The organism is Leptospira broomii serovar Hurstbridge str. 5399, assembly GCF_000243715.2.
In the GTDB taxonomy this organism is placed as follows: Bacteria; Spirochaetota; Leptospiria; order Leptospirales; family Leptospiraceae; genus Leptospira_B; species Leptospira_B broomii.
In genome coordinates, this window is the sequence record NZ_AHMO02000004.1 from 2,501 (window position 1) to 15,106 (window position 12,606).

General features: G+C 42.1%; 12 protein-coding genes (1 of these 12 running past the window's edge). 6 read left to right on the forward strand and 6 right to left on the reverse strand.

The annotated features are described in order from the left end of the window. Positions 1–889 carry the 5' portion of an FAD-dependent oxidoreductase gene (locus LEP1GSC050_RS00155; protein ID WP_020987004.1) on the reverse strand. It extends 716 nt beyond the left edge of the window, so 889 of the gene's 1,605 nt are visible here — the first part of the coding sequence; the start codon lies at positions 887–889; its stop codon lies off the left edge, out of view. A 142-nt stretch (positions 890–1,031) separates the two neighbouring features. On the opposite strand from LEP1GSC050_RS00155, the gene LEP1GSC050_RS00160 reads away from it, so the two are divergent. Continuing rightward, positions 1,032–1,592 carry a TetR/AcrR family transcriptional regulator gene (locus LEP1GSC050_RS00160; RefSeq protein WP_010569045.1) on the forward strand — a complete coding sequence of 187 codons (561 nt, stop codon included), beginning with the start codon at positions 1,032–1,034 and terminating at the stop codon, positions 1,590–1,592. Positions 1,593–2,151: 559 nt separating this feature from the next. Here LEP1GSC050_RS00160 and LEP1GSC050_RS20480 read toward each other — a convergent pair. After that, the gene (locus tag LEP1GSC050_RS20480) at positions 2,152–2,388 is read right to left on the reverse strand and encodes a winged helix-turn-helix domain-containing protein (protein WP_332248724.1); all 237 of its coding nucleotides are present in this window, start codon (positions 2,386–2,388) and stop codon (positions 2,152–2,154) included. A 562-nt stretch (positions 2,389–2,950) separates the two neighbouring features. On the opposite strand from LEP1GSC050_RS20480, the gene LEP1GSC050_RS00170 reads away from it, so the two are divergent. Beyond that, the gene (locus LEP1GSC050_RS00170) at positions 2,951–4,375 is read left to right on the forward strand and encodes an MATE family efflux transporter (RefSeq protein ID WP_020986935.1); all 1,425 of its coding nucleotides are present in this window, start codon (positions 2,951–2,953) and stop codon (positions 4,373–4,375) included. 130 nt (positions 4,376–4,505) lie between these two features. Here the strand turns inward: LEP1GSC050_RS00170 and LEP1GSC050_RS00175 are convergent, their stop codons facing one another. The 3 genes from LEP1GSC050_RS00175 to ompL47 form a co-directional block, all read right to left on the reverse strand. Beyond that, entirely contained in the window at positions 4,506–5,024 is a 519-nt protein-coding gene (locus LEP1GSC050_RS00175; protein ID WP_020987048.1) for a hypothetical protein, read from the reverse strand. A 786-nt stretch (positions 5,025–5,810) separates the two neighbouring features. After that, positions 5,811–6,938, reverse strand: coding sequence for a hypothetical protein (locus tag LEP1GSC050_RS00180; protein WP_010569048.1), 1,128 nt, complete (start codon positions 6,936–6,938; stop codon positions 5,811–5,813). Positions 6,939–6,943: 5 nt separating this feature from the next. Next, positions 6,944–7,918 carry a multi-beta-barrel domain surface protein OmpL47 gene (gene ompL47, locus LEP1GSC050_RS00185; protein ID WP_010569049.1) on the reverse strand — a complete coding sequence of 325 codons (975 nt, stop codon included), beginning with the start codon at positions 7,916–7,918 and terminating at the stop codon, positions 6,944–6,946. Between the two features lie 783 nt (positions 7,919–8,701). On the opposite strand from ompL47, the gene LEP1GSC050_RS00190 reads away from it, so the two are divergent. From LEP1GSC050_RS00190 to LEP1GSC050_RS00205, 4 genes are all read left to right on the forward strand, one after another. After that, positions 8,702–9,238: a TetR/AcrR family transcriptional regulator gene (locus tag LEP1GSC050_RS00190; protein WP_010569050.1), complete on the forward strand. Its 537-nt coding sequence runs from the start codon at positions 8,702–8,704 to the stop codon at positions 9,236–9,238. A gap of 491 nt (positions 9,239–9,729) precedes the next feature. Continuing rightward, on the forward strand, positions 9,730–10,068 hold the full coding sequence (locus LEP1GSC050_RS00195; RefSeq protein ID WP_010569051.1) for an ArsR/SmtB family transcription factor: 339 nt from the start codon (positions 9,730–9,732) through the stop codon (positions 10,066–10,068). A 4-nt stretch (positions 10,069–10,072) separates the two neighbouring features. Continuing rightward, positions 10,073–10,543: an SRPBCC domain-containing protein gene (locus tag LEP1GSC050_RS00200; RefSeq protein ID WP_010569052.1), complete on the forward strand. Its 471-nt coding sequence runs from the start codon at positions 10,073–10,075 to the stop codon at positions 10,541–10,543. A 14-nt stretch (positions 10,544–10,557) separates the two neighbouring features. Next, on the forward strand, positions 10,558–11,451 hold the full coding sequence (locus tag LEP1GSC050_RS00205) for an alpha/beta fold hydrolase (protein ID WP_010569053.1): 894 nt from the start codon (positions 10,558–10,560) through the stop codon (positions 11,449–11,451). A gap of 176 nt (positions 11,452–11,627) precedes the next feature. Here LEP1GSC050_RS00205 and LEP1GSC050_RS00210 read toward each other — a convergent pair whose 3' ends face one another. After that, positions 11,628–12,485: a VOC family protein gene (locus tag LEP1GSC050_RS00210; protein ID WP_010569054.1), complete on the reverse strand. Its 858-nt coding sequence runs from the start codon at positions 12,483–12,485 to the stop codon at positions 11,628–11,630. Positions 12,486–12,606 lie beyond the last annotated feature (121 nt).

A 12,606-nucleotide genomic window follows, 5' to 3' on the forward strand; every position in this document is an offset into this window, starting at 1 on the left:
AAGAATCCGCGATCAATGCGCTTACTTCCCAACGGCCCGTGGTTACAATCTCTATCGGCAGGTCGGAGCGACCGATCGCCTTTACGATATCCGACTTGAGAGTTAACTCGTCTCTTTCCGTATCATCCGGATAGAAAAGCACCCAGCGTCCATCGTTATATGTGGTGAGATATGCGCTGAATCCCGGCTGATCGATCGAGAATTGAAAGAATCCTTTTTCTAGATATTCGTTCAAAGGAGCCTTGAATAAAACGCTCCTTCCTGTGGTTAGATATCCTTTTCCTTTGCGCTCGATCCGGAGAGCCTCTCGGATCGGACTTCTATGACCGTCTGCCGCGATCATATAGTCTGCTTGGATAGTATATCGGTTTCCTTCCTTATCTCGAACGGATGCAGTGACTTTTTCTGAATCCTGTTTGAATTCCAATAATTCGGTGCTGAATCTCAGATCTGCCCCGAACTCTAAGGCTTTTTGTTGAAGCATAGGCTCCAAGCGATCTTGCGCGATCGCAGAGGCTCCGCAGGGTGAATACTCTATATTTGTATCTTCTTCCTGAACACTAGACCAGGCCTGTTCTTCAAACCATTCTCCTGCCAGGCTTTCGATCCGGATCCTTCGGACATTTTTTTTCGACCCGTGGACTTGGGGAATACTATCTGCGAGACCGACGGATCGGAACAACTCCAAGGTCCTCTGAGTGAATCCGATCGCGCGTGGATGGGGAGAGCTTCCTGCATGCTTTTCGATCAATAACACGGAGACTCCTTTTTGGGTTAGAAAGACTGCTGCGGAAGAACCTACGAGTCCTCCTCCTACAATCAATACGGAACAGTGTTCTGTCTGCTCCTGGGTTTTTGTGGGAATAAATCCCTCTTCTTTTTTGTTCATATGGATTACCTCTTTATAATTTTTAAGTAACTTAAATATTATTATTAGTAAATTAAATTTTTAACTTACTTAAAAATTCAAGTAAATAAAATAAATTTGATCTTAAAAAGTCCCTGGAAATACTGTCGAAAGAGCAGGATTTATGGGACTTAGGGAAGAAAAGAAGGCAAAGACTAAGAAGAGGATCTCGGATCTGGCTACCGGTTTATTCATAGAGAAAGGATTTGCCAACGTAACGGTGGCTGAGATCGCTCAAAAAGCGGAAGTCTCCGTTCCTACCTTATTCAATTATTTTCCGACCAAGGAATCCTTCGTTTTTGACGAAGAAACGGAGAGAGAAAGAGGCTTCCTGGATGCGGTCCTAAATAGAAAGAAGGGCACTTCCATCTTGGATGCGCTCTTGGATCATGGTCTGAAAAGTTCCGCATTCAAGCCTGAATACCTGAACAATTCCGGATCCTTTCGAGAATTGGTCCAGTCTACTCCGGAACTTTCCGCCTACGAAAGACAGTTGTCTATGCGTTATGAAAAATCCCTGGCGGATGTCCTACAGAAAGAAGCTTCCAAGAAATTGCAAAGAGCCCAGGCAGAAGCGATTGCTCGCTTCCTCTTAGATGCGTTTTATCGTGCGATCGATTCTTCTAATCCTAAGGCTACTTTAGTTTCCCTTTTTAAACTGATAAAAGAAGGTTGGGACGAATAAGATCTCTTTCTTGGTGACTTGCCGGTTTTTAAAATAAAAAGCTCTCTCTTCTTTCCAAAATGAGAGAGCTTGGACTTGAGTCAGGATCGTTTATTAAATTCTTCTTTAGTAGGCGGAAGACGCTACGACGCTCGAGAATTTTGCGATCAATACCTGATCATCTTCGTTATTCGGATGAAATCCTAAAAGCCGAAGAGCAATCTTCGCCTTTTTTATTTGGTGGGGACCTTGATTCGATAAGAAGTTAAAATTTCCAGTCACTGAAAGACAAAGCCTGACGTCCACAGCGTAATGGGATTGCAGAGAGGTTCCATAGAATGATTCAATCAGAATTTTATGATATAGAATTTAGAACAAAAGAATATAAAGAAGTTGAGGACCTTTAGGCGGATGTTGATAATTGGATTGAGCATAATGGCAACGAAAGACCGCGCCACGGAAAATACTGCTATGGAAAAACTCTTATGCAGACTTTTTTAGACCGGAAAAATTAGCCCAAAAAAAGAACATCGAGCATATTCAAGACAAGGCGAAAAAATCACCTAATAAAAAGGATGTGTCAGATTTTGCCTTGTGTTTTATACTTTATGTTCACACAGACTTGCGCCGAGATCGTTGCCCAAGGGGTTATTCCAACGAAGTCTGTTTTCCAGTTCCGTTCTTTTGCGAGACTCCATATTTCGGAAAGGCTCATAAGCTTTCTTGTCTCATTCAGAGCTTTTTCGGCGATTTCAAGGAAGGATAATGAATCCGACTTATTATGAATGATTTGGTATATATAAGAATTGTAAAGTATTTATGCACCCTCGCGTTAGAATGCAGCATGTTGATTTGTGCTTACGATTATATTTGCAGGTATTGATTTTAACTTTGATTTCGTTTGCCATCTTTCGATGGCACCGACTCGCCTTCGAATAAACTTGGCATGCCCTCGATTACGCCTCCGGCTATCTCGGGCTCGCTTACTCCCTATGGGTCGTTCGCGAGGTCGTTAACTCGCTCCCTATGGGTCGCCGCGTTAGAGATGCGAAGGAAGCGCAGCGGACCACGCAGCCGAAGACGGACTATTTAGAATGCCCTTGATTAACGTCTCTGGCTATCTTGGGCTTGCTTCTTCTTGCGGGCCGTTCGCAAGGTCCTAAGCGAAGCGTAGTCCGTAGTAGCCGGATCATACTATCTCAGAGAAAATTTCCTTGGACATACGGAAGGCGTGTGGGAACCCCTCCTGCATTATTATATTATTCGAGCGACCTAAGTAACGAACCGAACATAGTATAGTCGAATCGCATATTTTTATTTTATAAAGAGTCTTGATTTTCTTCAAGATCATTCAGACCTTGATCGCAAAGGTAGTTTGGATGGAAGCAATACAAAAAGATACTCAATTAGAATTAGAACGAACTTCCATTTGGGGGGAATTAAAAAAAGCGCTTACGGGAACGGAAGCGGATTACACTCAAATTTCGCTCGGCAAGGCCGTTTTCTTACTCTCCGTTCCAATGGTTTTGGAATTGGTTATGGAGTCCGCATTTGCAGTCGTTGATATTTATTTTGTGGGGGCTCTCGGGCCTTCCGCTGTTGCGGCGGTCGGGCTTACGGAGACGTATCTATTTCTTTTGTATTCTCTTGCGATCGGAATGTCCACTGCTGTAACGGCAATTATCGCGCGAAGGATCGGAGAAGGGGATAAGGAGCAAGCCGGGATTGCCGCAGTCCAATCCGTTTTTCTTTCCATACTTGTTTCCTTGCCTTTTGCTATCTTCGGAGTCTGGTTTGCAAAAGATCTCCTTTTACTCATGGGAGGAGATCCTTGGGTCATAGAACACGGATCTCGTTACACGCAATGGATCTTCGGTGGAAATATCGTAATCATGCTTTTATTCGGACTCAATGCGGTCTTTAGAGGAGCGGGTGACGCTGCGATTGCGATGAGAGTTTTATGGATTTCGAATGGTCTCAATATAATCTTGGATCCGATTTTTATCTTCGGCTTCGGTCCAGTCCCGGCCTTGGGCATTGAAGGTGCCGCAATTGCTACGAATATCGGGAGAGGGGTCGGAGTTGTTTTCCAAGTTTATCTGCTTTTAAAAGGTGGAAAACATATTCGAGTGCTTGGTTCTCAAATTAGTGTGCATTGGAAAATTATCTCTGATATCGTTCGTACTTCTCTTGGTGGGATCGGACAAACGATTATCGGAATGACTTCTTGGATCTTTCTTGTAAGGATCATTTCGGATTTTGGGAGTGAGGCGGTTGCGGGAGCTACGATCACTCTTCGGATCATGATGTTTACTCTGATGCCTTCTTGGGGGATGTCGAATGCTGTGGCGACTCTTGTCGGTCAGAATTTAGGAGCGCGAAGACCGGATCGAGCAGAACGTTCCGTTTGGATTGTTGGAGCTTGGAATATGTTCTTTCTGATCGGAGTTTCGATTTGCTATTTTATTTTTCGAGAATCTTTGGTATCGATCTTTACTAGTGACGCCAAGGTGATCTCGATCGGTTCGGAATGGCTTGGGATTGTTTCCTATTCCTATTTTGTATATGCTTGGTGGATGGTAAGCGTTCAGGCATTTAACGGTGCGGGAGATACTATGACTCCTACAATAATCAATCTGGTCTTTTTCTGGATCTTCCAAATTCCATTCGCTTATGTTCTGGCGAAGGTGCTTTCATACGGATACTCGGGAGTGTTCTGGGCAAGTATGATCACGGAAACTTCCGTAGGATTGTTCACTCTTTGGTTATTCCGGAAAGGTGGATGGAAGACTTCGAAGGTTTGATTTTGGAACTTTGCGTTAGAGATACGAAGGATTGGCCCCTAGCGCAAATTACCAACAGACGGGAAAATGTTAAGTCGGTAGTTCTAGAATGAACAGAACCATCGACTTGAATAAAATAGTTGAGCCAGATTTAATTTAGTCCGAATTGTTCAATTAATAGCTTTGTAAATTCAGAATATAGATAGCCGATTCGATTTTTATTCTGACCTCCAACAAAGCCGCCAAGAGCATAGGCAACAGATATTTTAATTGTATCTATAACTTCCCCTTTGGAATTCTTAACTGTTACATCTCCCTTAATCCTGTCGGGGCCGGCGAAAGTTCCCAACCAGATTGCAACACCGAGGGAGCGTATTCTGGCTTCCGTTATTTTGATTTCGATTGTTTCCTTCGCCTTGGCTAAGAGGACGCCTTTATTAGAAAGCTCTTGTTTGAAATAATTTAGAAATTCTTCCGATTTGAAATAATTGCCTTCTTTTATTTCTTTGTCGGCCGCCTCTTCGAAAGATAAATTAACCGTTTCGTTGAATTTAGCGGATTTATAATTTACTTTTGTGTTCGGAACTTCACGAGTTGCGGAACTACTGCAATTCCAAGCTAAAGCCGCTAAGAATACGATTAAACCAATCCGATACTTATTTTTTTTCATGATTTCACCTTAGAATGATATTTTACCGTAATAAATCGTATTGGCAATCGATCAATCTAAATTTATCAATACGATAAAATTTTAATTTAATATTTGCTAAAAAGAAAATTTGTTAATTACGCGAAATATATTTAAAATATTGCTAAAATGATAATTAATATACCTAAACTGGTCGCAGATATATTCACTTGTCACTCTACTAGGGCTCCTCCGAAAAAATGGACATGCAGTAAATTACTTTCTGAAATCGGTGGGGATAAGATGACCCGCAGCTGGGTAACTTCTCCTTCAGCTGGAATATCTTTCGATCGAGGAAAACGGAAACTATTTTGCTTCCTAACTTGTGTTGAATTTCATACTATAAATTTCTTCCACCTTCAGGGTTTTAAAGAATGAGTCCGGCGGTATGTTATCGTGGCAGTTGCCTTTCCCGCTCATGCTTTGGGCGAATTCATTTGTATGTAATACTTTTCTAAAGTCCTATCTTGCATATTAGGCCTCTCCATCGGAATGGAATATAATTCCTTTCGGCAATTTCCTACAATCAACGATTATTCGAACGCAGTGAGTCGGCGTCTAATTTCGAGAGTAGGAGTCAATTCCCGTCCTATGATCTTTCTGTTGAATCTATCCTTGATTGCAAATAGAAAGAACTATTTTCCGGCGCTAGGTATGTAGGTAGGATCTGAAAGTCGGATCCGATTCAGACGCGACGCCTTAAATTCCTGGAGCGAACGATTCGGCGGTTTTTCCATTCTGGCCGCTTTCTACGATTCCTCTGTATCTTTACAAAGAACATGATTCTTGCACTTGAATCATTTTTTGTAAACTCGCTCTTTCTGCAAGGGAGATATCCGATCTGGCTATTATCTTCTTTGCCAACGCAAGAACCGATTTATCTTGAAATTTACATTCCGAAAAAAATTCCTCGGCGTGCTGCCTAGATTCCACGTTTGCCGTTTCCAAAAGTGCACGGTGGAATCTATGCTTCTTTTCCTGCGTGGAAATGTTTAAAATAATGTAATCCTCTTCGCATTCCTTGATGATCTCGGGCGGTAAGTCGGTTATATTGCAAATTTTTAAATCTTCTTTCGGTTGGGTCGATTCTGTTTTTTGAATGTTCAAACTCAACTTCGAGACAGGTGCGTCCGTCTGATCCGTCTCCTTACTTTGCTTGAAGACGATCGCATAAAACTTGTTCATCATAAAAAAAGAATAATCTTTGATTTTTTTATCGGGGATATGCGCATTTGCTGCGTTCTGAGCGGCTTCAAGAGAAGAGCGAATCTGACTATAAGACCGATCTTCCGATTTTAATTTCTGGATCTGCAAATCCAAGCTTTTATGAAATCGGATTTTATAAGTCTTGTTTAAGCGAAGTGCTGATGATTCCAAGAGGGAGTGAAATTTTTTAAAAGATTTTTCTCTTTCATCCAGAAAATTCGCTAAGTCCGGATCGGGAACCGAATCTGTCGAAGCACTCATCCTTTTTTTACCGGAATCAGCGGTGCGTGAACTGGAAGAAAACCAATCGTTTAATCCATCCCATAAGCTTGTCCAAACTTGACTTACAATATTTGATGATGAATTAACTTCCTGCGTGGATGACGGGCGTCGATTTTTAAGCGCTAATTCCAGTTCCCATCTACGATTATTTTGCAAAGAAAAATAATCTTCCGCCATCTTTTCCTTTGTAGATTGCCAATTGGATAATTCTTCACCGGAGGCTCTAATAAAACGGCTAAAATTGTCTAGCGGAATTGACTCCATTCTGCGGCCAATTTTATCGAATCGTTCTTTAAATGTTCTGAGGGAAGAATCTTCCAAAGCACGAAAATATCCCGACATTTCCGTATGAAATGTATTCTTTGAATAAAGTTCCGGTGAGTATTTTTCGGGTATCCAATCGGGCATTGTTTTTACTCTCTATTAGATCCAGCTTTCTTGAAATTGGCGTGAGGCGGTTCCATATCGACGACGAAGCTGACTTTTTTTAAATCACTTTCGTTTCCCACATTATCTACCGCCCGCACTTCTATTGAATGCTCTCCCGAGGTTGTGACGGCGATCGGTTTGGTAAATGAAGTCCATTCTCCCTTGTCGATTTTATACAAAGTCTGACTTACACCGGATAGCGAATCGCCGGCCTTAACCGAAAACACGGTTCCTTGCTTTACAAATTGCTTACCGTTAATCGATATGAGCGGGATGGAGCTGATAATTTCAACATTGGGTTTTTCGTCGTCAACTGTCACGACCGTGAGCATATCCGTATTGTTTCCGGATTTGTCGATGGCGGTAACTCGAATCCAATTGACTCCCTGTTTTTCTAATCTCATAGGTTGACCCTCATAAGATTTATATTCTCCACCGTTTACGGAGAACTTGACTTCTTTTATTCCCGATAGAGCGTCCGTAGCAGAGATCGTGTAGCTTACATTTCTGGACGCGAACGTATTCCCGCTAATGTTCTTCAGAGAACCCTCATTAGCGGTTAACTTCAGCTCGGGAGCAGTATTATCGACTAAAATTTGTACGGTCCGTAATGCTTCTTTATTTCCGGCCTTATCGACGGAGCGATATGATATTTTTGCCAATCCTTCCTTCGATAAATACACGGGTCCCGAATAACGGATATAATCGGAATCGTCTATTTTGTATTCCACGTAGTCGACCTGAGAGGAATCATCTACTGCATCTATTTCAAAAACTGCATTTTTAAAATTCACATAAATACTAGCGGACGGGTCGTTCTTATTGCCGGTCTTCGGGTTGGTCCGTTCGGAATCTTCCGACGTTTTCTTCATTGAACCTTTGTCAGATCCCGATTGAGCGAAAATTAGACTGGATGTTAGTAAAACGATAACGGTTGCGATTTTTCGTTTGGTATTCATAATTCTTTCTAGATGCTTAAAGTTGATCTTTCAGGTCACGCGAAATATTTAAAATAATTCATGTTTTAATTAAATTATTTTTAGGCGTAATATAAGACAAAATTTCATTTTATCTTTTTTAAAAGAAATAAAAAAGTGAGCAAATTAGGATGATTTTTAAAGAAACTTTTGTTCCAAACTCCATAAATTCTTTAGAAACCTGATCCAAAATAACTGAAGCCGGCATGCTATTTAATGAATTTTAACTCTTCCATCGTTGACTTTAAACTCAGGTCGCCTTGTATGAGAAGTTAAACACGTTAGTTTTTATGGTTCCTATTCGAATAATAGAACGCGTTACTTCATCGAACTTCGTTTAATAATGTCGAGGTCTAAGGTGCAAGCGGCTATTAAACGCGTTCCGTGATAATCGAGGTAGATCTTCGTATGAAAGCTACTCGGCTTTCTTTCTCAGGACTTAAATAGGTCTCGCTACTAGGTAGGCCGATTGATTCCTGAAATTTTAGCGCTTTGAGCTAGAGAATAAAATTCCGCTTCGCAGTTGCCCCTCGTGTTCAGCTAGAGAAAGGCCGATTTTTCTCTTCCTATTATAAAAGGAAGTGCGATCACGTCCGCACGGTGCGAGGATAGTTTATTACAAGTTAATAACACGATGCAAGCAGCGGTGCTATCCTCGCGTATGTTGGGAATCGTAGACCTAATTATGAGAAAGTTTCCGCGAAGAAAAAACCTATTTCCTTTGACAATTTTTTCATATATATTATTGATCAATCAATAATATATATGCCCCGTAAAACCAAAACGAATCGTCCCGTTTTCGAGGAAAGAAGGGCGGATATTTTAGAGGCGGCGATCGAGGTATTTGCCACGCTCGGTTACCATAAGGTGACTACTGCAGATGTCTCAAAAGTCGCGGGAATTTCCCAGCCGTATATCTATCGTTTTTTTGATACGAAAGAGGCTTTATTCTTAGAGGTGATTCAATTGGTTTACGATCGGATCTACCGGGAATTCGAAAAGATTCATGGGAAGAAAGCCACCTTACTCGAGGACTTGATCCGTGCTTATGAAGATCTTATGAAAAAGTATCCGAATGAAATCCTTCTTCAAATTCAGACCTGGGGAATCGCCGAAGAGAATATCCAGAAACTGGTGAAGAAGTCCATCGTTCGCTTGAAAGAGCAGGTGAAAACTAAATTCGAAAATGCCGGATTCAAGGATTCTGAAAATCAAGCTAAGGATTTTTTAGCCAGGGGTTTTTTATGCAATTTGGCCTTTGCTCTTCATGCTCCCGAGCTGACTTATCAAAGAAAGGGCTGATTTTTTTTGAACTTATTTAGTTATTGATTAATCAATAACTATTGTTGGAGGAAATGTGATGAGAGCTTTAGAACTAGGTGGAACCTGAGGAAGCGATCAGGCGATCGTTTTGGAACTTCTTTCGAGAGGGATCCAAACTGTGATCTTAGGAAGAGAGGTAAGCTAAAATTAGAAACTCTTCCGGAAGAGTGGGGAAGGCTGCAGGGTATAGAGGTAGCAGTCGGAGACGAATATTCGTGGGAGTCACTAATTCCTTTTTTCCGAAAAGTCGATCTGGTCTTTCAGACTGCAAACATGGGTTATGCGGAAATGGAAGAGAAACTTTCGCCATTGGGAAGGAGCGTAATGCCCGCGGCTGAGGAGACCGAAAATCGGCCCCATTCCGAAAACTTCCCTTGAACTAGGGATTCGGACTACCCTATAAATCATAATCTCAAAAAATACTAAAGCAAATGCTTTACTATTCGCGGCCATAATTAATATTTAAGCAAATGCTTAACCATTCGCCCTCGCTGGATCGAATCTTCTACGCGCTATCGGACCCGTCTCGCCGCATAATTGTCGAGCAGTTGAGTAAAAGGGAAGCGTCCGTAAGCGAACTTGCAAGTCCTTTGGATATGAGTATGGCAGCAGTCGTTCAGCATATTCAAATCTTGGAAGAAAGCGGCCTAATTAAGACCCGGAAAGTCGGAAGGGTTAGGACCTGTAGAGTGGAGCCGGTTGCATTGGAGCGAATCGAAACTTGGCTTTTACAGCGCAGAAAATTCTGGGAAAGAAATCTGGATCGTTTGGGTGAGTTTTTGGAGAAAACGGAAAAAGGAAGGAAATGACATAATGGAAAAACTTAAAGTGGCTCATGAAATTTTCAGTATAGAAAGAATATATAAAGCGAGTCAGGAAGCCGTTTTTTCGGCGTGGAGTAATCTGGATTCTAAGTCCCAGTGGTTTATCGGTCCAGGAGACTGGACACTCGTGGATCGCAAATTGGATTTTAGAGTCGGCGGCAAGGAACTTCTTCACGGCCGTTTTCAGAACGGAAATGAAACGATATATAGAGCGGAATTTTATAATATTCTTCTAAACGAAAGGATCGTGTTCGTTTACGACATGCATGTTCATAATAAACTGCATTCGGTATCCATTGCCTCGGTGGAAATAGACAAAGTGGATATGGCTAATACGAGACTAAAATTTACCGAGCAGGTGGCGTTTTTAGACGATACGATCGGTAGTAAGGGTGTAGCTTCCCGTAGAGAAGGTACAATGGCTCTTTTGGAAAAATTAGCGGAATATTTAGGAAAGTAAGGAGGAGAATATTCATGAAAGTCTTAAGTAATTTGGCTAATATCGTCGCAGCATTTTTTTTCATTACATGCGCCTCTAATCGTCCTTTTGTTATCAAGGAAACTCCTCCTATGATAGAATCCGACCCGATAGAAAAGGGACATCTTCCGATCGGAGAAATGCGGTTATACTACGAAGTCCACGGTAAAGGCGAGGGGGTTCCTCTCGTTTTACTGAACGGAGGAGGATCGACGATCGAAGTCACCTATAGTAAGATTCTTCCTATATTTGCAAAGCATCGAAAAGTAATCGCTCTGGACGAACAGGCTCATGGAAGAACGACGGATCGAAAAGGACCCGTTAGGTTTGAAACTTCCGCAGAGGATGTGGTCGCTCTTCTTAAATTTTTAAAAGTAGATAAAGCTGACCTGCTTGGGTTCAGTAACGGTGCGAATGTTGCTCTGCAAGTCGCTATCCGTCATCCGCAATTAGTTCGGAAGATGGTGTTCGCTTCTTCCTTGACGAAGAAAGAAGGAACCTATCCTCAGTTTTGGGCTTCTATGAAGCGAGTCACTTTTTCGGATATGCCTCAGGTTCTCAAAGACGCTTTTCTAAAGGTGAATCCCGATCCTCAAAAATTAAGGAATATGTTCGATAAGGACGTGGATAGAATGCGTAATTTTCCGAACGTGAAGGAGAACGAAATTCGCTCGGTTAAGGCTCCGGTTCTTGTGCTTCTAGGGGATAAGGATATTCCGAAGCCGGAACATGCAGTTGAGTTATTTCGTTTGTTTCCGGATTCCAGACTTCTGATTCTGCCAGGCGGACACGGAGATTATCTGGGAGAAGCCATCATGTCTCAAGATAAGAGTCGTTATCATGAATTGACCGCAGCATTAATCGAGGATTTTTTAGGATCTCCGAATTAATATCAGGGTCAATACCTGAAATTTTCCTAATGCAGAACCGAGCCTATTAGGTCAAAAGGAGAAATCCTACGCTGGATCGAATCAAAGAGGGGTAATTTTAGAGATTTATAAAACATTTTTAAGTAAAATTCCAATCGCAATTCCTATCGGAAAAATCGTTTATACTTTTGCCCTATTCAACCAATGTAGGCTCGCTTTAATTCCGCGATATCGATCTTGTCCATTTTTAGCATCGCGCTTAAAACTCGTTGCGATTTTTGCGGATCCTTGTCCTGCAGCATTTCGCCCAGAGTCGGCGGAATGATCTGCCAGCTTACGCCGAACTTATCTTTTAGCCAGCCGCATTTCTGCTTTTTCCCCCCGGCGGAAAGTGTTTCCCATCGTTCGTCTATTTCGGTCTGAGTTTCGCATCTTGCAAAAAGAGAAATCGCCTCGCTGAAGGTAAATGGATGTGGAATAGCGCTATCAATAGCCATGAATTCTTGGCCGCAAAGCGAGAATGTGGATCTCTTGACCGTTCCTTCCTTCTTACCTTCGCTTGTCGCATAACGTTGTATGTTAAGGATATTGGAATCAGGAAACTGGGATGTATAAAAGCCGATTGCTTCCTCCGCCCTTCCTTCCTGTTTGCCTGAGAATAATAAGAACGGATAGATTTTTTGTTCCTCTTTTGATAAATTCAATTGCCAGGAAACTCCGAATCTATCCTGAACCCATCCGAATTTTTCGCTGAAAGGATAAGCATTTAATTCCATGAAGACCAGGCCGTCTTTACTCAGCTTGGACCATAACTGATCCACTTCGTCCGAGGTTTTGCAATTTACGAAAAAAGAAATTGCAGGAGTGAACTTAAAATGAGGTCCTCCGTTGAAGGTCAGGAACTCTTGTCCATTCAGAGAGAAGGTAGCGGATTGCATCGTTTCTCCGGATCCGTTCCGGCTTTCAACCCTCGAGTTTTGAAATGACGAAGTATAAAGCTCTACCGCCGCCCCTAGATTATTATCGAACATTAAAAATGGCGTGATCTTCTTCATAGTGTTTCCTTACTTTCCGTTCCCGCGAGCCCTACCTCGTTGATTCTGTCGGACGGGGCTCGCGAGAATCGGTTTATCTAATACGAGGTTCTACCGTGGTTGCTTAGTCGAGGCGCCAACG

Excerpts from the sequence above, each read along its gene's own strand:
- LEP1GSC050_RS00160 (WP_010569045.1), top strand. The coding sequence starts at position 1,032 with ATGGGACTTAGGGAAGAAAAGAAGGCAAAGACTAAGAAGAGGATCTCG.
- LEP1GSC050_RS00170 (WP_020986935.1), top strand. The coding sequence starts at position 2,951 with ATGGAAGCAATACAAAAAGATACTCAATTAGAATTAGAACGAACTTCC.
- LEP1GSC050_RS00175 (WP_020987048.1), bottom strand. The coding sequence starts at position 5,024 with ATGAAAAAAAATAAGTATCGGATTGGTTTAATCGTATTCTTAGCGGCT.
- LEP1GSC050_RS00180 (WP_010569048.1), bottom strand. The coding sequence starts at position 6,938 with ATGCCCGATTGGATACCCGAAAAATACTCACCGGAACTTTATTCAAAG.
- ompL47 (WP_010569049.1), bottom strand. The coding sequence starts at position 7,918 with ATGAATACCAAACGAAAAATCGCAACCGTTATCGTTTTACTAACATCC.
- LEP1GSC050_RS00190 (WP_010569050.1), top strand. The coding sequence starts at position 8,702 with ATGCCCCGTAAAACCAAAACGAATCGTCCCGTTTTCGAGGAAAGAAGG.
- LEP1GSC050_RS00195 (WP_010569051.1), top strand. The coding sequence starts at position 9,730 with ATGCTTAACCATTCGCCCTCGCTGGATCGAATCTTCTACGCGCTATCG.
- LEP1GSC050_RS00200 (WP_010569052.1), top strand. The coding sequence starts at position 10,073 with ATGGAAAAACTTAAAGTGGCTCATGAAATTTTCAGTATAGAAAGAATA.
- LEP1GSC050_RS00205 (WP_010569053.1), top strand. The coding sequence starts at position 10,558 with ATGAAAGTCTTAAGTAATTTGGCTAATATCGTCGCAGCATTTTTTTTC.
- LEP1GSC050_RS00210 (WP_010569054.1), bottom strand. The coding sequence starts at position 12,485 with ATGAAGAAGATCACGCCATTTTTAATGTTCGATAATAATCTAGGGGCG.